We start from the raw sequence: 18,557 nt of genomic DNA, 5'->3' as shown, positions 1-18,557 counted from the left end.
CGCCACAGAGGGAAGCGGACAAACCCTTCCTCATGCCCATAGAGGACGTGTTTACCATATCAGGGCGTGGAACAGTGGTGACTGGGAGAGTGGAGAGAGGGGTATTAAAGCCGGGAGAGGAAGTGGAGATAGTGGGGCTGAGAGAGGAGCCACTCAAGACAGTGGCCACATCCATAGAGATGTTCAGGAAGATACTTGATGAGGCGCTACCGGGGGACAACGTGGGAGTGCTGCTGAGGGGAGTGGGCAAGGACGATGTGGAGAGGGGGCAGGTGTTGGCGAAGCCTGGGACAGTCAAGCCTCACAGGAAGTTCAGGGCGCAGGTATACGTGCTTAGCAAGGAGGAAGGTGGAAGGCATACACCCTTTTTCCTCAACTACAGGCCACAGTTTTACTTCAGGACGGCTGATGTGACTGGGACGGTGGTAAAACTTCCTGAGGGTCAGGAGATGGTGATGCCGGGTGACAATGTGGAGATAGAGGTGGAGCTAGTCAAGCCTGTGGCTATGGAGGAGCAGCTCAGGTTTGCCATAAGAGAGGGTGGAAGGACTGTGGGTGCTGGTGTGGTCACTAAGATTATTGAGTGAGGGAAAGCTATGGAGCAGGAACTTATAAGGATAAAACTCAGGTCCTATGACCACAGGCTTCTTGACCAGTATGTGAAACAGATAATAGATACTGTCAAGAGGACAGGTGGTGTGGTGAAGGGTCCCATACCTCTTCCGGTGAGAAAAAGAAGGTGGGTGGTGCTCAGGTCTCCTCACAAGTTTGACCAGTCAAGAGAGCACTTTGAAATGAGAGAGCACAGAAGGATACTGGACATAACCAGGGCAACCTCTCAGACAATTGAGTCTCTGAGAGATTTAACCCTTCCGGCAGGGGTTGATGTGGAGCTAATAATAGGGAGATAGCCATGGCGATAGGTCTTATAGGTAAAAAGGCGGGAATGACAAGAGTTTTTCTCAAGGATGGCACAGCCGTGCCTGCCACGGTCATAGAGATAAAGCCCAACTACATCACTGCCATAAAGACTCAAGAGAAGGATGGATACAGCGCCCTTCAGGTGGGTGCCTTTGAGGATGGTGAAAAGCATCTTACAAAGCCAGAGCTGGGACACCTCAAAAAGGCTGGCAAAATCCTGAGAAGACTGAAAGAATTCAGGGTTGAATCTGTTGGAGAATACCAGGTGGGTCAGGAGTTAAGAGTGGAGGAAGTATTTCAACCTGGGGACCTTGTGGATGTGGTTGGCAGGAGCAAAGGAAGAGGCTTTGCCGGCACCATGAAAAGATGGGACTTTGGCGGTTTTCCCAAATCCCATGGACACAGATATCACAGGGCAGTTGGTTCCATAGGAAACAGGTCAGACCCTGGTAGGGTGTGGAAGAGTAAGAGGATGGCTGGACACTGGGGCAACGAGCCCATAAGGGTGCAGTCCCTGCTGGTGCTTGATGTTCTGCCTGAGCACAACGCTCTTGTGGTAAAGGGTTCGGTGCCCGGACCCAATGGAGGAGTGGTCTTTGTGGAGAAAAGCACCATAGCAAACAGAAGGTCTCAGAGGCTCAAGCTTAACAGGATAAAGGGTATGACGGAAAGCCTTGTGAAAGGAGAGGTCTCATGAAGGTGCTTCAGATGGAGCTAAAGCCTGAAGTCTTTGGTGTGGAAGTTAACAGGCATGTGCTGTGGGAAGTGGTAAAGTGGCAACTTGCCAGCAGAAGACAGGGAACACACAGCACGAAGACAAGGGGTGAAGTGGCCTACAGCGGGAGGAAACTTCTTCCCCAGAAGGGCACAGGTAATGCGAGGCACGGAGACAGGGGTGCAAACATATTCGTTGGTGGTGGTGTGGCCCACGGACCAAAGCCCAGAGATTACTACTACGCTCTTCCCAAAAAGGTGAGAAGACTGGGGCTCAAAATGGCTCTCAGTCTGAAGGCAAAGGAGAACAACCTGCTGGTGGTGGATAGCCTTGACCTCGGAGATGTGCCAAGGACTAAAAAGGCGGTAGAGCTTCTGAAAAAGCTCGGCATAGATGGAGAAAAGGTGCTGGTGGTGCTGCCACAGAAGGAGGAAGTTGCTTACAAATCCTTCAGAAACCTGCCCTATGTGAGGGTTCTGCCCGTTGAGGGTCTGAATGTTTACGACATGCTCTGGGCGGACAAGCTTTTGCTTACCGCTCAGTCCCTGGAAAAGATTTATGAGAGGTTGGCATCATGAAAAGGCCAGAGGAAGTCATCATAAGACCCATAATAACGGAGAAAAGCAACAGACTCATGGAAGACCACAAAAAATACACCTTTGAAGTGGCTATGGATGCCACAAAGCACGAAATAAGGCATGCCATAGAAAAGCTCTTTGGGGTAAAAGTTGTTAAGGTAAACACCATAATAGTAAAGCCAAGGAAGAAAAGAGTCATAGGAAAGTTCAGGAGGTATGGTTATACAAGGGCTTATAAGAAGGCCATAGTTACCATACCGCCTGATAAGGAAATAGACCTGACAGGAGTGTAAAAATGGGTGTAAGGAAGTTAAAACCTGTTACCAATGGACAGAGACATGCGGTTCTTTACGACTTTTCTGAGGTCACAAAATCAGAGCCGGAAAAGTCCCTTATAGTCCACTGGCACAGGGCTAAGGGAAGGTCCCGTCAGCAGGGCAAGATAACTTCAAGGGGCAGGGGAGGTGGCAACAAGAGGAGATACAGGCTCATCGACTTCAAGAGGGATAAAAGCCTTGTTCCTGCAAAGGTGGTTGCCATAGAATACGATCCCAACAGGTCTGCACGCATAGCCTTGCTCCAGTATGCGGACGGTGAAAAGAGATACATTCTCTGGCCTGAGGGTCTCAGGGTAGGCGACAGCGTCCTGTCCATATCTTACGAGGATGCGGAAGCCGGAAAGGAGCTTCCAGAGATAAAGGTGGGCAACGCACTCCCTCTCAAGTATATGCCTGTGGGAACGGTTGTTCACAATGTGGAGCTCCATCCCGGAAAGGGTGGTCAGATAGCAAGGTCTGCCGGCATGTCTGCCCAGATACTGGGTAAGGTGGGGGACTATGTGCAGCTCAGAATGCCCTCTGGCGAGATAAGGCTTGTTCATCAGAGATGCATGGCCACCGTTGGTGTGGTAGGTCTTGCGGAGCATGAGCTCGTAAAATACGGAAAGGCTGGAAGATACAGATGGCTGGGCTGGAGGCCAAAAGTGAGGGGAACTGCCACCAACCCGGTGGACCATCCTCATGGTGGTGGTGAAGGAAAAACGAAGGGTAAACACCCCGAATCACCTTGGGGCTGGAAGACAAAGGGCTACAAGACAAGAAGAGGTAAGAAGTATTCTGACAACTTCATACTGGTCTCAAGAAAGGGCAAGCCTCTCAGAGGAGGTGTGAAATAATGGGTTTTAAGGGTGCATGGAACAAGAGGAACAGGCTCATTGAGGACCTTGAGAGCTTTCTCAAGCTCCACAAGAAGACCCAGAGGATATACAAAAAGGTGAGAGCTGTTCAGCACACTCCCGAGCTTTACCAGAAGGCCCTCGAAAAGTATCAGCAGGTCTGGAATGAATACAGAAGGCTTGTTAACAAAAAGGCATGGGTTGACCCAAAGCTCTGGGCAAGAATAAGGAAGATGAACCAGACGGGTGACAGGAAAGTTATAAAGACCTACAGCAGGGATACCACCATAATACCTGAGTTTGTGGGACACACCATAGCAGTTCACAATGGGAAGACCTTTGTGCCCGTTTACATAACCTCTGATATGGTGGGACATAAGCTGGGTGAGTTTGCACCCACAAGAACTTTTAAGGGCCATCCAGAAAAGTCTGCAAAGGCTACAAAGAAGAAGTGAGGTGAAAAGATGGAAGCAAGGGCAGTTTTGAGGTATGCCAGGGTTTCACCCACAAAGGCGAGGCAGGTGCTCAGAATCATTCAGGGTATGAAGGCAGGAGAAGCTCTGTATCAGCTCAGGTTCATACCAAAAAAGTCTGCAAGGATAGTGGAAGGAATTCTCAAGAGTGCTCTGGCCAATGCTGAGCAGAAGGGTATGGACCTTGAAAAGCTTTACATTCAAAAGGCGGTTGCCGATGAGGGCCCCATGTATAAAAAGTGGATGCCAAGGGCTCATGGAAGGGCAACCATGCTCAGAAAGAGAACCTCTCACATAACCCTTGTGCTTCAGGAAAAGGAGGAAGAATAATGGGTCAAAAAACTCATCCCATAGGCTTCAGAGTGGGAGTTATAAGGGACTGGAACTCCAAATGGTTTGCAGGCAAAAGGGATTACACACAGCTGCTACATGAGGACATAAGGATAAAGGAATACATAAAGAAGAGATATGCCTCTGCCGGCATATCCAAGGTGGTTGTGGAAAGGATGGCAGACAAGGTAAAGGTGAGAGTCCTCGCCTCAAGGCCAGGTATCATAATAGGAAGGAAAGGGGCAGAGGTAGAACAGCTCAAAAAAGACATAGAGTATATAACAAGGGGTAAGGATGTGGTTATAACGGTGGATGAAGTCCGGGTGCCAGAGCTAGATGCCCAGCTTGTGGCGGAAGAGATTGCACTTCAGATAGAAAGAAGGGTGTCTCACAGAAGGGCTATGAAGAGGGCAATAGACAACGCCTTCAAGGCTGGGGCAAAGGGTGTCAAGGTACAGGTTAAAGGTCGTATTGGGGGTGCTGAGCTGGCGAGGGCTGAATGGTTCCTTGTGGGAAGGATGCCCCTTCAGACCCTCAGAGCAGACATAGATTACGGATATGCGGTAGCTCAGACAAAGTATGGCGTGCTTGGAATAAAGGTGTGGATATACAAGGGAGATGTGCTTAAGGGCGGTAAAGAGGAAATAGTAAAGAAGATAGAAGAGGACCTGAAAAAGGCTGAGAAGGAGGTTTAAACATGTCTTTTCTTGCTCCAAAGAAGACAAAGTTTAGAAAAACACAGAGAGGAACGCTGAAAGGAAAGGCCCTGAGAGGCAACAGGGTCTCTTTTGGTGAGTATGGAATACAGGCCCTTGAGTCCTGCTGGCTCACCCAGAGGCAGATAGAGGCTGGAAGGATAGCTCTCGTGAGGGCTCTAAGAAAGGGTGCAAAGGTATGGATACAGGTATTCCCGGACAAACCCTACACCAAAAAACCCAATGAGGTTCGTATGGGTGGTGGAAAGGGTGACCCTGAAGGTTTTGTGGCCGTTGTAAGACCGGGGAGGATACTGTATGAATTTTCTGGAGTTCCGGAAGAGGTTGCGGAGGAAGCTCACAGACTTGTGGATGCAAAGCTTCCTATAAAGACAAGACTTGTAAGGGCTGGAGGTATAAAGTGATGAAGGTGGAAGAGCTCAGGAAACTAAGCCTTCAGGACCTCCTGAAAAAAGAAGAGGAGCTCAGAAAAGAGCTTCTCAGACTGAGGTTCAAAAAAAAGATAGAGGGGCTTCCCAACCCCATGCAGATAAGGAATACCAGAAGGGACCTTGCAAGGGTCCTCACCCTCATAAGGGAAAAACAGCTGAGAGGTGAAGCATGATGGAAAAGCCATGGCATCTGAAGAGAAAAGAGCTTGTGGGTTATGTGGTAAGCGACAAGATGGATAAAACTGTGGTAGTCAAAGTGGACAGAAAAGAAGCTCACCCTCTTTACAAAAAGCACATAATAAAAAGCAAGAAATACCATGCCCATGACCCCAATAACCAGTGCAGGACAGGGGACCTTGTGGTAATAAGGGAAACGAGGCCTCTTTCAAAGACCAAGAGATGGGTTGTGGTAAAGATACTGCAGAGGGCGAAGTCTCCGGAGGAAGCGCTCAAAGAGTAAAATAAAATATCTATATGCTCCTTTTCCTTCTCTTCTTCCTTTTCTTTTCCTACTCCTTTTCTCTTGAAGTTCTCTCTCAAAGTCTTGAAAGATTGCCAGATGGAACTTTCAGGGCAACGGGGGATGTGGAGGCTTACTACAGAGAATACTACATAAGGGCAGATTTCATGACTTACGACCCTCAGAAGAGGGTGGTTTACGCCAGGGATAATGTCTACATAAAGTCTGCAGATGGGAGGCTTGAAGTTAGAGGGAAGGAGGCGCTTCTTGACCTTGAGAGAGATGTGGGATACTTTCTTGATGCAGAGGGCAGGTTTGAAAAGTTCAATTTCACAGCAAAGAGGGTGGACAAGGAAGGTGAGCTGTATTCTGTAGAAGAGGGTTCAATAACCACATGTCCTCCTGACAGAAGAGAGATGAACCTATGCTTTTCAAGGGCCAGCATATCACCACGCTATGTTTTCAGCAAGAACAACAGTCTCAGGCTTTTCAGAATTCCCATTGCCTACCTTCCCGTAAGTTTGTTTCCTGTGGGAGATAGAAGGTCAGGGCTTCTGCCCCCCACCATAGGCTCAAATACATACAACACCTTCATATATCAGCAGCCTATATACTGGGCTATATCAAAGAATAAAGATATGACCCTGACATTTGATTTCAGAAACAGACAGGCAAAGGGACTTTCCCTTGAATACCGCCAGTCTCTCAGAAAAGAGCTTGACCTTAATACAAATCTTTCCTTCTACAGAGAACCAACACCTCCCGGTAAATGGTGGCAGGGCAGAGACCTATCTACCTTTAGAGAGAATCGATACAGGATAAGGGGAGAAGTTGACCTGGGAAACCTGAAGGCGGGAGTTGACCTCCTGTCTGACCCCTACTTTATGCAAGATGTTTACTTTACAACAAGGGAGAGGACGGTTCCCTACCTTACTTCCTATATCAGCTACAGAAGGGAGTGGGAGAGCTTTCTCTTTACCTTTGATTTGAAAAGGTTTTACGATACTACCTCACCCAGCAACAGACAAACTCTTCAGAGGTTGCCGGAGATGGGCTTTTATCTTAAAGAAAGCCAATTACTTCCTCACATATACTTCAACCTGAGCGCCTCCTACACAAACTTTTACAGGGAGGAGGGTATGAGGGCTCACAGGCTTCTTCTCTTTCCGGAGCTTTCCATACCCAAGGAGCTTCTGGGTCTTAACCTGCTTTCAACTCTCACTCTGGAAAACCTCTTCTACCTGGATGTAAGGGGGGAGGATTTTAAAGACAAGAGCGTGGTTGGCTCCCTACGCTACAGAGAAAGGCTACCCTACTTTTTCAACTTTAACTTGAGAGGTTTCCAATTCAAGAACATCCTTGAATTTTCCTATTCCTACAGGCCTAAAAGCTTTAATAATCCAAGGTTTGACAGACTGGACAGCATAGACAGGGAGAGCCTCCTGTCCTACACTCTGAGGAGTCATGGCTATTATGCGGAAAGGATTCTCTACACACTCTTCCTTGAAGGAGGATATAACCACCTTGGCAGGTTTACATATGCAGGGCAGGAGGTCAGGGAAAATCTTCTTCCTGTAAGAGCAATCCTGTGGCTTTATCCTTTAGACTGGCTCAGGCTTTCTTCAGACAGCGTCTATGACCCGGTTCATGGACGTCTCCTAAAAACTATAGGCTCCCTTACCCTCAGCGGTGAAGGTAAGAGCATAACTCTGGGTAGAACCCTTGAAAAAAATTATGATGGCACCAGGGTCAACGACCAGTATAGTCTGTCTGCTTCTGCACTTTACAGAAAGGCAAACATTACACTCGGGCTGATAAGGGATAACAGGATAAACAAAGACCTTCAGAGGCAGGCAGGCATGGAATACAGGGGTGCATGCTGGAGCTTTGGCCTTCTCCTGAGAGACATATACGACGGAACAAGGCAAAAGTATCTGAAGGAAGTTTTTCTTACCTTTAATGTCTTTGACCTGCAGAGGTTTACAGTGCCTCTGAAGAGATGAGCAGCTCTTTTAATTTCCTCGTCTGAACCCTTACGTCTTCCGTATGAAATATGCCAGAACCAACAACTAGAATGTCTGCACCAGCTTGTGCAACCTCCAGTATATTATCTTCCTTTATGCCTCCATCTATTTCAATGAGGACAGAGGGATTTATTTCCTCCGCCATTGCTCTGAGCCTCCTTAGCCTCTGTATGGACCTCTGAATGAACTTCTGTCCTCCAAATCCTGGGTTAACGGACATGAGAAGCACAAAGTCCACGTAATAAAGGACCTCCTCCAGGGCAGAGAGGGGCGTTCCCGGGTTTATAACCACCCCCGCCTTTGCTCCAAGGCTCTTTATCAGCTCAAGGGTTCTGTGGATATGGGGTGTATTTTCCACGTGAACACTCACCATGTCAGCACCAGCCTTTACAAAGTCGGGTATGTATCTCTCCGGATTTTCTATCATGAGATGAGCGTCCAGAGGAAGAGGACAGTGCCTTTTTATGCTTTCTAAAAGCACAGGTCCAAAGGTTATGTTTGGCACAAAGTGCCCGTCCATCACATCAAAGTGTATTATGTCCGCACCACCCTCCACGCATGCCATTACCTGCTCACCAAGCCTCCAGAAATCTGCAGAGAGTATGGATGGTGCAAGGAGCCTCATTCTGCTTCCTCTTCAACCCTTATGAGCACTGGCTTGCCCATAACCACGGGAAGTTCCTGCACCTGCTTTAGGGCTCTGCGCATGGACTTTTCGTAGGCTTTGTGCGTCAGTATTACAAGAGGCACTATGTGCTCTCCTTCCCTTCCCGCCAGTTTGCAGACCTTTTCCTTCTGGAGGACGCTGGCTATACTTATATGGTTGTCTGCAAGCACTCTTGCTATGCCTGCAAGAACCCCGGGCCTATCTGGCACATCAAACCTGAGATAATACCTGCTGTAGAAATCTTCAGTGAGCGGAAGGCTTCTCCTTTCCCAGTCAATGCTGAAGCTGCATTTAATTCCCGGGGAAAGCCTGCAGGCAATGTCCACTATGTCTGAAACAACCGCGGACGCGGTAGGATGCGAGCCTGCACCCCTGCCATAAAACATGGTTTTGCCCACAAAGTCCCCTTCCACCATTATGGCGTTAAAAACATCTGAGACCTTTGCTAGGGGCTCCTCTTCTGGGAGGAAGGTGGGGTGAACCCTTACCTCAAGACCTTCTTCCCTTCTTTTGGCTATGGCCAGGAGCTTCAGGGTATATCCCAGCTCTCTGCCCAGCTCCACGTCCAGAAGGTCCACATGCCTGATACCTTCCACATATACCTCTGAGAAGGGGAAAAAGCTACCGAAGGCCATGTAGGAGAGTATGGCTATCTTGTGGGCGCTGTCCCAGCCGTCTATGTCAAGAGAAGGGTTTGCCTCTGCGTATCCCTTTTCCTGAGCTTCTTTCAGAGCTGTTTCAAAGTCCACGTCTTCCTGAAGCATTCTTGTAAGGATGTAGTTGGTGGTTCCGTTCAGTATGCCGTATATTGCCCTTATGTTGTTTCCTACAAGGGACTCCCTTACCGCCTTTATTATGGGTATGCCACCACCCACAGAGGCTTCAAAGCCTATGTGCAGTCCTCTTTCCTCCGCAAGTCTGAAAAGCTCAATTCCCTCTTCTGCCAGCAAGTGCTTGTTGGCAGTAACCACATGCCTTCCCGCCATGAGAGATTCTTTTATAAGCTCCTTTGCAAAGCCCTTTCCACCCACAAGCTCCACCACTATCTGGGAGCTTTCAAGAACTTCTCTGTAATCAGTTGTCCTTAGCCTCTCTGGCACATGAAAGTCTCTTGGTCTTTCCCAGTCTCTGTCTGCCACCTTTGAAAGCTCAAGTTCTATCCCTGTCTTTTTCTTTATGGTTTCTAAATTCTTCAGAAGAAGCTCTACCACTCCAGTGCCCACTACACCGCAGCCAACTATTCCAACCCTTACTTTCAATGCCTTCCTCCCTGACCTGTCCTGTATGGGACGGGTATATACTGCACAGAGGGCACCTGAGAACCCATGGGCTGTGGAAAGAGCTCCATGAGGGCATAAACTTCCTCTGGCACTTCTGTGCTCACGTTAAGACCGAGGCTTTTCAGATACTCGGCGGTAAGAGGATAGTCATGGGTGTATTTACCCGTGGCAAGCTCCTCAGCTATACGCTTTGCCTTTTCTCCTTCCATGCCGTTCTGAGTAAGAAGCCACAACAGATATGACTTCATCTGGTCTATTGCCTTCTGAGCTATATCCGCCATTATAAGAGTCTGGTCTTCTATGTCCTTTAGCTCCTTCTGCTGAAGGACCTTAAGGATAGACGCAGCAGGCATCTGACCTATTTGAGGGTCAACAGGTCCAAGCACGGCGTTTGGGTCCATGATTATTTCATCTGAGGCAAGAGCCAGCAGGGTCCCACCTGACATGGCGTAGTGGGGGACTATAACCCTTACCGGACCTCTGTGTCTTACGAGGGCGTTGGCAATCTGAGTGGCCGCAAGGGCAAGACCTCCAGGGGTGTGAACTATAAGGTCAATGGGCATTTCCGGTGGAGTCATCCTTATGGCCCTGAGGACCTGCTCCGAGTCTTCAATGTTTATGTATCTGAATATGGGAATGCCAAAAAAGCCCAGGCTTTCCTGTCTGTGTATCAGGGTTATAACTCTGCTACCCCTCTTCTCTTCAAGCTGCCTCATAAGAGCCTCCCTCGCCTTTGAAAGGAGAAACCTCCTCCAGAAGGGTATGAAAAGGAAGGCCAAAAGCAGGAAAAACCAGAGAAAGTTAAGTAGAGAGAAAAAGGGATTGTAGAAGGGCTGTTCCATGAGAAAAATTATAGCACGCTGTGAGATAATAGAATAACCGCATGCCGAGGGCAGAACTGAAGATAAGCAGCAAAAAACTTGCAGAAAATGTCAAAAGTCTGTCTGAGTTCTCCCATAAGCCTCTTATAGCGGTTGTGAAAGCCAATGCCTACGGCATAGGTGCACTGCAGGTGAGTTCAGTTCTTGAGAAGCTAGAGAGGGTCTCAGCCCTTGCCGTTGCCTGTGTTGAGGAGGGTGTAGAACTAAGAAGGGCAGGCATCAGAAAAAAAATCCTCGTGCTTGGCGGGGTTCTGAAGGGTGAGGAGAAGGCATTTCTGGACTACTCTTTAACACCTGTGGTGTCCCACAGGGAACACCTAAGAGCCCTTGAGGGCATAGATGTGCCCATACAGGTAAAATACGACACGGGTATGGGAAGGCTTGGTTTTCTTGAGGAGGTTGTCCGGGACGGTAGAGTTGAAGGAGTGCTGAGCCACCTTTCAAGCCCCCTTGATGAAGAATTCTCAAGGCTCCAGATTGAGAGATTTGCTCAGGTGGTAAAGAAGTATGGAAATCTCCGGTATGTGCATATGGAGAGCTCTGCGGGAGTTGTTTACCGTGTTCCCTTTACCACTCATATACGCGTTGGGCTAGCCCTTTATGGAGAAAAGCCCATGCAGAACTATCCGGTGCAGCTAAAGCACACCCTTGAGCTCAGAGCGAGGATAATATCTGTAAAAGACCTTCCTGCGGGTTTTCCCGTATCCTATTCAAGGACCTTTATAACCCAGAAGCCCACGAGGGTGGGTGTTGTTGCTTTCGGCTACGCAGATGGACTTATGAAGAGCCTTTCCAATAAGGCAAGCCTCTTTTTCAGGGGAAAGCCTGTAAAAATTCTCGGAAACATAACCATGGACATGACCATGGTAGACCTCACAGATACAGAGGCACAGGTGGGGGACTGGGTGGAGATAGTTGGTGAGAATCAGAGCTTTACGGACCTGGCAAGGCTAGCAGGAACAATACCCTACGAGCTAATGACAAACCTCTCAGGAAGGATAAGGAGAGAGCTATGCTCATAACCTTTGAAGGCATAGACGGCTCTGGTAAGAGCACGCAGGCTAAGAGGCTGTATGAACACTTCAGAAGCCTGGGCTATAAGGTTTCTCTATACAGAGACCCCGGCTCTACCCCTCTTGCGGAAGAAATAAGGAGGCTTTTGCTGGATTTTCATATGGACCCCACCACAGAGCTTTTACTTTTTGAGGCGGCAAGGTCAAGCCTTGTGTGGGAAAGAATATTTCCTGACCTGAGGGAAGGGAAAATCGTAATAATTGACCGCTTTATAGACTCCACCACCGCCTATCAGGGATATGGAAGGGAGATAAACCTGGGGACGGTAAACATTCTGAACCACATAGCTGTAAGGGGGCGAAAGCCCGACATAACCTTTCTTCTCAACGTGCCCCTTGAGGTTGCTCTCCAGAGATTATCTGACAAGAAGACAAGGTTTGAGGACGGAAAATTCCTCAGAAGGGTAAGGGATGCCTACATACTCATAGCCCATCAGGAGAAAGAGAGAATTGTGATGCTTGACGGCACACAACAGGAAGAAGAATTGTTTGGGAAAGTGCTTGAGACTCTTAGAGAAAGGTTTAAACTTGATTTATAATCTGAAGGCAGGAGGCAGGTCATGCAGGATTGTATTTTCTGCAAGATAGTGAGAAAGGAAATACCCTCTAAGGGCGTCTATGAGGATGAGTTGGTCTATGCCTTTCACGACATAAACCCGGTTGCACCCACGCACATACTTATAGTTCCAAAGAAGCACATTTTTGGTGTTCAGAGCCTTGAGCCCGAGGATGAATCTCTTGTGGGACATATGTTCTATGTGGCAAGGAAACTGGGAGAGGAGCTTGGTCATGCTCCGGACGAAAACCTTAATGGTGGTTACAGACTGATCTTTAATGTGGGGAGGGACGCAGGGCAGAGCGTTTTTCACCTTCATCTTCACTTTATAGCAGGGAGGAGCATGTCCTGGCCGCCGGGTTGATATCTTTCAGAGACTGGATGTTCCAGAGAGTAAGAGAATATTATCAGGGGGACTTCAGGAAAGACTTCTTTACCGCACCGGAGCTGGACAGAGCCTTCGGGTATGCCCTCGGGGAGTTTATCTCTGAACTTATAGGGGACTTTGAAAAGCCCATTCTCCTTGAGCTTGGTGGTGGTAGCGGTGCCCTTGCTTACGACATTCTCTATTATCTTAAACAAAGAGAACCAGAGCTCTTTGAGAGAGCCAGCTACTACATCTACGACTTTAGTCCCACACTGGTCGAGCTCCAGAAAATAAGGCTTGAAGGTTTTGAGGGCAAGGTTTTCTGGTGCCGGGAGCTTTTCCCCTTAGAGGGTGTGGTCTTTTCTAACGAGTTTTTTGACTGTCTGCCGGTGCACGTGGTAAAGGAAAGAAGAGAACTTTTTATAAGGGATGGAGAAGAGGTCTGGCTTGAGCTTGAAGACTCACGGGTAAAAGAGGTTTTGAAGAGGATGGATTATGAGGGGCTATCTCAGGTGCTGGAGGTGTGCGTGGACTGCGTGGAGTTTCTGAAGAAACTGGCTTCAAACCTCATAAGGGGGTATCACCTTGTTATAGACTACGGCTACACCTCGGAGGAGCTCCACAGGTTTCCGGAGGGGACGGTCCTGGGCTACAGCTCCCACAGTGTCCAGAGGGATGTGTTGAAAAGCGAAAAGCCCGTTGACATAACCGCCCAGGTTAACTTTTCCCTTCTGGAGGAATATGGGAAAGATTCTGGACTGGAAAAGGTCTTCCTCAAAAGACTCAGAGATTTTCTTCTTGAAAGTCCTGCCTTTTTGCGTGAATTTGAAGAGCTGAGCCTCTCTGAAAAGCCCGAGGACCTGGAAAGGCTCTCCCGTCTTAAAACCATGCTTGTGAGTATGGGAGACCGCTTCAGAGTGCTTTTGCAGAGAAAACTACAGAGCCCTTAACTCCAGCTCGTAAACCTCTCCCCTGTTCTGTATGGTGAGGGTGCCTGTCCTTCCCGTGAGAACCAGTATTCTTCCGTCCTTTGTGGTAAGCACCGCCTGCACTGACTCTTCAAAGTTTCCACCTCTCACAGGTCTTATAAAGACAAGGTCCTTTCGCCTTTCGCCCAGTATGAAAAGCTCACCCCTGCTGTATTTTACTATGTCTAAAAACCTCTGCACCACGCCTGTATGGTTTTTCACCACAAGGGCCATGTTGAAGTTAAGAAATCTTACAGAAGCTCCTTTAGGGTTGAAGATAAAGTTGAGCTTACCCTGCTCAAAGGGAATCTCCACAAGAGTGTAGGAACCTCCAAAGCCCTCTTCTGTGGAGAAGACCTCTGAATCCCCTCTGAAGACCCTCACCCTTCCAGCGGTGTCTGTAAATACCAGGTAGTCACCAAAATAAAAGGCGCTGTCTATTCTGAAGCCTCTGGGGGCGAGGAAGGCTCCAGTCTCCCTCAGGTTTTCCCCTTCAAGGGAAAGCCTTACCGTCTGTCCGAACCTGTCTCTGAAGTTGAACCTCTGACCCACAAAGGTTTCTCTCGGTCTTCTCCTGTCAAGGACACCCATAATGTATGGTATGTTTCTTCTCACAGGGACAAAGCTATCTCCAACAGCCCTCAATATGATAGAGTTTGCAGAGTCGCCTGTAACCATATTTACCAGCACCAGGTCTGTGCCCTCACCTGTAATTTTTCCGCACTGAAGGCCCACCGGAACGCCTGCCGGCAGGCTGTATTCAAACCTCTTTACCAGGTCGTTCTTCAGAAGTTCATAAACTTCCACCCTGCCAGAAAAGAGCACCGCGAGAAACTCTTTGCCAGTTCCCGTAAGGTCGCAGAGGTCTGCCGAAAGTGGAAGTGAAGGCAGTGGTCTCAGGAGCTTAGGTCTGGCCAGCAGGTTTATGTCTTCCAGCCCTGCCCTCTCAATCCCCACGGGCGCAGCCTGCTGAACCTGGAAAAAGGCCACTGGCGCACCCCTGTATTCCACACCTATGCCCTCCTTCAGCTCCTTTATGGTGTAGGTGCAGGTCTTTTCCCTCTTGAGCTCCGGAAGCACTGAGCGGAGCTTAAAAAACCAGTCTTCCGAACCATCAAAACACACATCCTCCGCCCATAGCCTTATCCTGTCCCCCTCTCTTGCAGAACCCTCAAGTATTCTTGCGTAGGAAAAGGCTTCCTGAACCTCTTCAATTCTAAGCCTTCCAACCCTTTCCCTTTCCCTTCCTATTACCTGTTTGGTGACAGGATGGACTATCTCCTTGCCCTCTCTGAAGACTGTAAACTCTTCACCTGACCTCACCCTGTCTCTGCCAAGGTCTACAAGCGCTCTATTTCCCTCTACTTTGACCACATAACCCTCTCTCTGGAAAAAGTCCCTTATGCCCTGCAGAGCATCCTGAGCCCATATGCTTACAGAAAGAAGCATTATAAGAGCTAACGCAAACCTTCCCATAGCTCCTCCATAGCCTTTATTATGGCATCTGTCATGCCATCGGTGCCTACCTTTACATAGCCATCTGAGTATATGTCTGGAGTTCTGTAGCCCCTCTCAAGCACAAGCTCTACCGCCCTTTCCAACAGCTCTGCCTCTCTTTTCAATCCAAAGGAGTATCTGAGCATCATGCCGGCAGAAAGTATGGTGGCTACAGGATTTGCAATACCCTTGCCTGCTATGTCCGGTGCGGAGCCATGAACAGGCTCGTAGAGGGCATACCTGTCCCCAAGACTTGCGGAGGGTAGCATGCCAAGGCTTCCCGTTATAACCGCCGCTTCGTCAGAGAGTATGTCGCCAAAGATGTTGCCCGTGACTATCACATCAAAGGAAGAGGGTCTTCTCACTATCTGCATGGCACAGTTGTCCACATACAGGTGCTCAAGCTCCACGTCTGGATAGTTCCTGGCTTCTTCTTCCACCACTGCCTTCCACAGACCGCTCACCTCCAGCACGTTGGACTTGTCCACGCTTGTGAGCTTTTTTCTTCTCTGGCGGGCTATTTCAAAAGCCTTGCGGACAACCCGCCTTATCTCATCCTCCGTGTATTTCATGGTGTTTATACCTATCCTCTTTCCATCCTGCACAAAGACCCCCCTTGGCTCCCCGTAATAGACATCCCCTGTGAGCTCTCTCACCACTATAAAATCCGTCCCTCTTGCTACCTCTTCTTTGAGTGGTGAGGAGGAAATGAGCGATTCATATACTTTTGCAGGTCTGAGGTTTGCATACAGGTCAAGGGCTTTTCTTATGCCAAGAAGCCCCTTCTCGGGTCTTTTCTCCGTTGGCAGGTTATCCCACTTTGGACCACCCACTGCACCCAGAAGCACCGCATCAGAGCTCAGGCACAGCTCCACCGTCTCCTGTGGAAGCGGCGTTCCCTTCTGGTCTATGGCAGAACCGCCTATCAGAGCCTTTTCAAAGATAAAGTCCAGACCTGCAAGCTCTCCAAGCCTTCTGAGAACCCTGAGGGTTGAGGATATTATCTCAGGACCTATTCCGTCTCCCTCTAATACCGCTATCTTGAAAGTGGGCATACTGTGTATTATACTAAACCTTATGTTGGAACTGCTCACTGAAAAGTTCAGCAAGGCTCTGGGAAGGGTAAGGGACACGAGAAAACTCACCGAAAAGCAGGTAAACGATGTGCTCAGAGATGTAAGGGCTGCCCTCATAGAGGCAGATGTGGACTATGATGTGGTGAAGAATTTTCTGAAAAGGGTCAGAGAAAGGACGCTGAGCGAAGACCTTACAAAAAGCCCATCACCACAGGATAGCTTCATGCTTACCATATACGAGGAGCTTGTTCAGACTCTCGGGGGTGAAAAACAGGACCTTAGAAAGGGTGTGGTGCTTTTTGTAGGACTTCAGGGAACTGGTAAAACCACGAGCATAGGAAAAATAGCCCACCATCTGAAAGAGCAGGGCTTCAAGGTAGCTGTAAGCTCTACGGACGTGAGAAGACCAGCTGCCATGCTACAGCTTCAGAGGCTTGCAGAAAAAATAGGTGTGCCCTACTATGGCTTTGAGGAAGGACTGACCGCAGTGGAGATAGCCAGAAGGGCACTGGAGAGGGCCAAGAAGGAGGGCGTGGACTATCTGCTTCTGGATACCGCTGGAAGACTTCATATAGATGAAGAGCTCATGCAGGAGCTAAAGGAGATAAGGGAAGCGGTCGGGCCCTCTGAGGTCATATATGTTGCCGATGCCATGCAGGGGCAGTCTGCCCTTACTGCTGCAAGGACCTTCCATGAAGTTGTGGGGCTCACTGGGGTTGTTTTAACGAAGATGGACGGGGATGCGAGGGGCGGTGTTGCCCTTTCCGTGAAAGAAGCCCTTGGCGTTGGCGTAAAGTTCATGGGTGTGGGAGAAAGGATTGAAGACATAGAGCCCTTCTACCCTGACAGGATTGCTCAGAGGATACTGGGTCTTGGTGACATACAGACCCTTGCGGAAAAGGTTCAGAAGGTTATTCCAGAAGATGAGGCTCAGGCGCTTGCCTTCAAGGTTCTTAAGGGCGAGTTTGACCTTGAGGACATGCTCAAACAGCTCAGGTTTATAAAGAACATGGGACCTCTTGATAAACTCCTTGGCATGCTCCCGGGCATAGGTGCACAGCTCAAGGGACTCAAGATAGAAGAAAAAAAGTTTAAAAAGACAGAAGCCATAATACTTTCGATGACAAAGCAGGAAAGGAGAAACCCGAAGATAATCAACATGAGCAGAAAGCAGAGGATAGCAAGGGGCAGTGGAACAACGCTTTCCGATGTGAACAGAGTGCTTAAAGAATACGAGGAAATGAAAAAACTCATAAAAAAACTAAAAGGCATGCAGGGCATGCCCCAGCTACCAAAGTTCCCTTTCCCCTTCAAAAGATAGACAGTCTACCCTCTTTCTACTAATCTCCTCTTCTATGCCCTTCATGGTCTGAAAGTATTCTTGCCTCTGCCCCTTTTCCATAGCCTCTTTTACAAGCCTGAGAGCCTGACAATTCTCTCCCTTTCTGTTGAGAACATAGGCGAGGTTGTTCAGAAGGTCTGGGTCTCTGCTTAGCTCAAGAGCCTTTTTATAGAACTCCTCTGCCCTGTTCCAGTCCTCTCTTCGGGCATATATGTTTCCAAGGTTGTAATAGGCAAGCCAGTTCTTCCTATCCTTTCTTATGGCTTTCCTGTATTCTTCCTCCGCTAACTCTAACTTTCCCTGCCTTTCGTATATGTATCCGAGGTCTGTATGCTCCTGAGAAGTCAGTGGGTCCTTCAGTATCACCACAGAGGCACAGGAGCTCAAAAACAGCAAGAGTATCAGAAAAATCATTCTATCCTTCCTGCAGGAAGCGACTCGCTACCAAATAGATAACCAGTGGCAAGGTCAACATCTATACTTTGTGCAAGCTTAAGTTTCTTTTCTGAGTCTATGTTTTTAAAACCCACCTTGGTCTTAAATAGTTTGAAGCTAGCTATTATTCTTTCAATATCTGACCTTTTAGCATTCGTATAAAAGTCTTCATTAAAAAACACATAGTCAAAAGAGCCAATCCTTATTTCCTTTAGCTCGTATCCCGTGGTTCTGTAGTCGTCAAGGGCAGTTCTAAGCCCTCCTTTTCTTACCACTGTCATTATTTCTCCAAGCTGTTTCATGCTTACATCCGATGGTATGCGCAAAACAAAGTTTTTACTTAAAGCTGGTAGATAACTGAGCTCTCTGGAGATGGGGATTCTGATAAATAAAGGCTTATCAAGTATCCTGCTGGCTACAGCCCTGAGCACCATATTTTCTACTTCTGCCTTGGTTTCCTTGTTGATAATATCATTAAAACCTAACCCGAGTTGCAAGTTATAAGAAATTATGGTAAAAAAAAGCTCCCCATGGAAAACCCATAGGGAGGATTAAGATGATAGAAGAGAAAATTGTAACATACTTCGTCCTTA

Annotated in this window: 24 protein-coding genes and 1 pseudogene; 18 read left to right on the top strand and 7 right to left on the bottom strand. The window is 48.3% G+C overall.

Going from position 1 to position 18,557, the window contains the following annotated elements:
- From WHS43_00125 to WHS43_00065, 13 genes and pseudogenes are all read left to right on the top strand, one after another.
- Positions 1-587 (top strand): EF-Tu/IF-2/RF-3 family GTPase (locus WHS43_00125; GenBank protein ID MEJ5338053.1); only part of this gene is annotated, 587 nt, incomplete at its 5' end.
- A 9-nt stretch (positions 588-596) separates the two neighbouring features.
- Entirely contained in the window at positions 597-911 is a 315-nt protein-coding gene (rpsJ, locus tag WHS43_00120; protein ID MEJ5338052.1) for a 30S ribosomal protein S10, read from the top strand.
- Between the two features lie 2 nt (positions 912-913).
- Positions 914-1,618 (top strand): 50S ribosomal protein L3, encoded by a 705-nt coding sequence (gene rplC, locus WHS43_00115; protein ID MEJ5338051.1) that lies wholly within the window; start codon positions 914-916, stop codon positions 1,616-1,618.
- Positions 1,615-2,214, top strand: a complete 600-nt coding sequence (rplD, locus tag WHS43_00110) for a 50S ribosomal protein L4 (GenBank protein MEJ5338050.1) — start codon at positions 1,615-1,617, stop codon at positions 2,212-2,214. The genes rplC and rplD overlap by 4 nt, the downstream gene beginning before the upstream one ends.
- Positions 2,211-2,507, top strand: a complete 297-nt coding sequence (gene rplW, locus WHS43_00105) for a 50S ribosomal protein L23 (protein MEJ5338049.1) — start codon at positions 2,211-2,213, stop codon at positions 2,505-2,507. The genes rplD and rplW overlap by 4 nt, the downstream gene beginning before the upstream one ends.
- Positions 2,508-2,509: 2 nt before the next feature.
- Positions 2,510-3,388 carry a 50S ribosomal protein L2 gene (gene rplB / locus WHS43_00100; protein ID MEJ5338048.1) on the top strand — a complete coding sequence of 293 codons (879 nt, stop codon included), beginning with the start codon at positions 2,510-2,512 and terminating at the stop codon, positions 3,386-3,388.
- Between the two features lie 185 nt (positions 3,389-3,573).
- Positions 3,574-3,843: pseudogene (rpsS, locus tag WHS43_00095) on the top strand (30S ribosomal protein S19).
- Positions 3,844-3,852: 9 nt separating this feature from the next.
- Positions 3,853-4,191, top strand: a complete 339-nt coding sequence (rplV, locus tag WHS43_00090; GenBank protein ID MEJ5338047.1) for a 50S ribosomal protein L22 — start codon at positions 3,853-3,855, stop codon at positions 4,189-4,191.
- The gene (gene rpsC / locus WHS43_00085; protein MEJ5338046.1) at positions 4,191-4,886 is read left to right on the top strand and encodes a 30S ribosomal protein S3; all 696 of its coding nucleotides are present in this window, start codon (positions 4,191-4,193) and stop codon (positions 4,884-4,886) included. Before rplV ends, rpsC begins: the two co-directional genes overlap by 1 nt.
- Before the next feature lie 2 nt (positions 4,887-4,888).
- A complete protein-coding gene (gene rplP / locus WHS43_00080) occupies positions 4,889-5,311 on the top strand; it encodes a 50S ribosomal protein L16 (GenBank protein ID MEJ5338045.1) in 423 nt (140 codons plus the stop codon).
- Positions 5,311-5,511 (top strand): 50S ribosomal protein L29, encoded by a 201-nt coding sequence (gene rpmC, locus WHS43_00075; GenBank protein ID MEJ5338044.1) that lies wholly within the window; start codon positions 5,311-5,313, stop codon positions 5,509-5,511. The genes rplP and rpmC overlap by 1 nt, the downstream gene beginning before the upstream one ends.
- Positions 5,508-5,798 (top strand): 30S ribosomal protein S17, encoded by a 291-nt coding sequence (gene rpsQ / locus WHS43_00070; GenBank protein ID MEJ5338043.1) that lies wholly within the window; start codon positions 5,508-5,510, stop codon positions 5,796-5,798. Before rpmC ends, rpsQ begins: the two co-directional genes overlap by 4 nt.
- A 14-nt stretch (positions 5,799-5,812) precedes the next feature.
- A complete protein-coding gene (locus WHS43_00065; GenBank protein MEJ5338042.1) occupies positions 5,813-7,801 on the top strand; it encodes an LPS-assembly protein LptD in 1,989 nt (662 codons plus the stop codon).
- Here the strand turns inward: WHS43_00065 and rpe are convergent.
- The 3 genes from rpe to WHS43_00050 are packed head-to-tail and all read right to left on the bottom strand — an operon-like array spanning position 7,779 to position 10,611.
- Complete coding sequence (gene rpe, locus WHS43_00060) at positions 7,779-8,447, bottom strand: ribulose-phosphate 3-epimerase (protein MEJ5338041.1); 669 nt, start codon at positions 8,445-8,447, stop codon at positions 7,779-7,781. The genes WHS43_00065 and rpe overlap by 23 nt on opposite strands.
- Positions 8,444-9,748 carry a homoserine dehydrogenase gene (locus tag WHS43_00055; GenBank protein ID MEJ5338040.1) on the bottom strand — a complete coding sequence of 435 codons (1,305 nt, stop codon included), beginning with the start codon at positions 9,746-9,748 and terminating at the stop codon, positions 8,444-8,446. The genes rpe and WHS43_00055 overlap by 4 nt, the downstream gene beginning before the upstream one ends.
- Positions 9,745-10,611 carry a hypothetical protein gene (locus tag WHS43_00050; protein MEJ5338039.1) on the bottom strand — a complete coding sequence of 289 codons (867 nt, stop codon included), beginning with the start codon at positions 10,609-10,611 and terminating at the stop codon, positions 9,745-9,747. The genes WHS43_00055 and WHS43_00050 overlap by 4 nt, the downstream gene beginning before the upstream one ends.
- Before the next feature lie 41 nt (positions 10,612-10,652).
- On the opposite strand from WHS43_00050, the gene alr reads away from it, so the two are divergent.
- The 4 genes from alr to WHS43_00030 are packed head-to-tail and all read left to right on the top strand — an operon-like array spanning position 10,653 to position 13,596.
- The gene (gene alr, locus WHS43_00045) at positions 10,653-11,672 is read left to right on the top strand and encodes an alanine racemase (protein MEJ5338038.1); all 1,020 of its coding nucleotides are present in this window, start codon (positions 10,653-10,655) and stop codon (positions 11,670-11,672) included.
- Positions 11,663-12,262: a dTMP kinase gene (gene tmk / locus WHS43_00040; protein ID MEJ5338037.1), complete on the top strand. Its 600-nt coding sequence runs from the start codon at positions 11,663-11,665 to the stop codon at positions 12,260-12,262. Before alr ends, tmk begins: the two co-directional genes overlap by 10 nt.
- 21 nt (positions 12,263-12,283) lie before the next feature.
- Entirely contained in the window at positions 12,284-12,643 is a 360-nt protein-coding gene (locus tag WHS43_00035; protein ID MEJ5338036.1) for a histidine triad nucleotide-binding protein, read from the top strand.
- Between the two features lie 17 nt (positions 12,644-12,660).
- Positions 12,661-13,596 carry an SAM-dependent methyltransferase gene (locus WHS43_00030; GenBank protein MEJ5338035.1) on the top strand — a complete coding sequence of 312 codons (936 nt, stop codon included), beginning with the start codon at positions 12,661-12,663 and terminating at the stop codon, positions 13,594-13,596.
- Here the strand turns inward: WHS43_00030 and WHS43_00025 are convergent.
- Together WHS43_00025 and leuB are read right to left on the bottom strand one after the other, a co-directional pair.
- Complete coding sequence (locus WHS43_00025; protein ID MEJ5338034.1) at positions 13,582-15,090, bottom strand: hypothetical protein; 1,509 nt, start codon at positions 15,088-15,090, stop codon at positions 13,582-13,584. The two genes, WHS43_00030 and WHS43_00025, sit on opposite strands and share 15 nt — an antisense overlap.
- Positions 15,072-16,166 (bottom strand): 3-isopropylmalate dehydrogenase, encoded by a 1,095-nt coding sequence (leuB, locus tag WHS43_00020; GenBank protein MEJ5338033.1) that lies wholly within the window; start codon positions 16,164-16,166, stop codon positions 15,072-15,074. Before leuB ends, WHS43_00025 begins: the two co-directional genes overlap by 19 nt.
- 22 nt (positions 16,167-16,188) lie before the next feature.
- Here leuB and ffh point away from each other — a divergent pair, with 22 nt between their 5' ends.
- Positions 16,189-17,508 (top strand): signal recognition particle protein, encoded by a 1,320-nt coding sequence (ffh, locus tag WHS43_00015; protein ID MEJ5338032.1) that lies wholly within the window; start codon positions 16,189-16,191, stop codon positions 17,506-17,508.
- Here the strand turns inward: ffh and WHS43_00010 are convergent.
- Both WHS43_00010 and WHS43_00005 read right to left on the bottom strand, forming a co-directional pair.
- Positions 17,476-17,943 carry a tetratricopeptide repeat protein gene (locus WHS43_00010; GenBank protein ID MEJ5338031.1) on the bottom strand — a complete coding sequence of 156 codons (468 nt, stop codon included), beginning with the start codon at positions 17,941-17,943 and terminating at the stop codon, positions 17,476-17,478. The two genes, ffh and WHS43_00010, sit on opposite strands and share 33 nt — an antisense overlap.
- On the bottom strand, positions 17,940-18,398 hold the full coding sequence (locus WHS43_00005) for an EAL domain-containing protein (GenBank protein ID MEJ5338030.1): 459 nt from the start codon (positions 18,396-18,398) through the stop codon (positions 17,940-17,942). The genes WHS43_00010 and WHS43_00005 overlap by 4 nt, the downstream gene beginning before the upstream one ends.
- Positions 18,399-18,557 lie beyond the last annotated feature (159 nt).

Source organism: Aquificaceae bacterium, assembly GCA_037481935.1.
GTDB lineage: Bacteria > Aquificota > Aquificia > Aquificales > Aquificaceae > Pampinifervens.
This window is presented reverse-complemented; position numbering and strand designations above follow the sequence as displayed.

Excerpts from the sequence above, each read along its gene's own strand:
- ffh (MEJ5338032.1), top strand. The coding sequence starts at position 16,189 with ATGTTGGAACTGCTCACTGAAAAGTTCAGCAAGGCTCTGGGAAGGGTA.
- WHS43_00010 (MEJ5338031.1), bottom strand. The coding sequence starts at position 17,943 with ATGATTTTTCTGATACTCTTGCTGTTTTTGAGCTCCTGTGCCTCTGTG.
- WHS43_00025 (MEJ5338034.1), bottom strand. The coding sequence starts at position 15,090 with ATGGGAAGGTTTGCGTTAGCTCTTATAATGCTTCTTTCTGTAAGCATA.
- rpe (MEJ5338041.1), bottom strand. The coding sequence starts at position 8,447 with ATGAGGCTCCTTGCACCATCCATACTCTCTGCAGATTTCTGGAGGCTT.
- WHS43_00050 (MEJ5338039.1), bottom strand. The coding sequence starts at position 10,611 with ATGGAACAGCCCTTCTACAATCCCTTTTTCTCTCTACTTAACTTTCTC.
- WHS43_00030 (MEJ5338035.1), top strand. The coding sequence starts at position 12,661 with ATGTTCCAGAGAGTAAGAGAATATTATCAGGGGGACTTCAGGAAAGAC.
- rpsJ (MEJ5338052.1), top strand. The coding sequence starts at position 597 with ATGGAGCAGGAACTTATAAGGATAAAACTCAGGTCCTATGACCACAGG.
- alr (MEJ5338038.1), top strand. The coding sequence starts at position 10,653 with ATGCCGAGGGCAGAACTGAAGATAAGCAGCAAAAAACTTGCAGAAAAT.
- leuB (MEJ5338033.1), bottom strand. The coding sequence starts at position 16,166 with ATGCCCACTTTCAAGATAGCGGTATTAGAGGGAGACGGAATAGGTCCT.
- rpsQ (MEJ5338043.1), top strand. The coding sequence starts at position 5,508 with ATGATGGAAAAGCCATGGCATCTGAAGAGAAAAGAGCTTGTGGGTTAT.
- rpmC (MEJ5338044.1), top strand. The coding sequence starts at position 5,311 with ATGAAGGTGGAAGAGCTCAGGAAACTAAGCCTTCAGGACCTCCTGAAA.
- WHS43_00005 (MEJ5338030.1), bottom strand. The coding sequence starts at position 18,398 with ATGGTGCTCAGGGCTGTAGCCAGCAGGATACTTGATAAGCCTTTATTT.
- rpsC (MEJ5338046.1), top strand. The coding sequence starts at position 4,191 with ATGGGTCAAAAAACTCATCCCATAGGCTTCAGAGTGGGAGTTATAAGG.
- rplP (MEJ5338045.1), top strand. The coding sequence starts at position 4,889 with ATGTCTTTTCTTGCTCCAAAGAAGACAAAGTTTAGAAAAACACAGAGA.
- tmk (MEJ5338037.1), top strand. The coding sequence starts at position 11,663 with ATGCTCATAACCTTTGAAGGCATAGACGGCTCTGGTAAGAGCACGCAG.
- rplC (MEJ5338051.1), top strand. The coding sequence starts at position 914 with ATGGCGATAGGTCTTATAGGTAAAAAGGCGGGAATGACAAGAGTTTTT.
- rplD (MEJ5338050.1), top strand. The coding sequence starts at position 1,615 with ATGAAGGTGCTTCAGATGGAGCTAAAGCCTGAAGTCTTTGGTGTGGAA.
- WHS43_00065 (MEJ5338042.1), top strand. The coding sequence starts at position 5,813 with ATGCTCCTTTTCCTTCTCTTCTTCCTTTTCTTTTCCTACTCCTTTTCT.
- WHS43_00035 (MEJ5338036.1), top strand. The coding sequence starts at position 12,284 with ATGCAGGATTGTATTTTCTGCAAGATAGTGAGAAAGGAAATACCCTCT.
- rplB (MEJ5338048.1), top strand. The coding sequence starts at position 2,510 with ATGGGTGTAAGGAAGTTAAAACCTGTTACCAATGGACAGAGACATGCG.
- rplW (MEJ5338049.1), top strand. The coding sequence starts at position 2,211 with ATGAAAAGGCCAGAGGAAGTCATCATAAGACCCATAATAACGGAGAAA.
- rplV (MEJ5338047.1), top strand. The coding sequence starts at position 3,853 with ATGGAAGCAAGGGCAGTTTTGAGGTATGCCAGGGTTTCACCCACAAAG.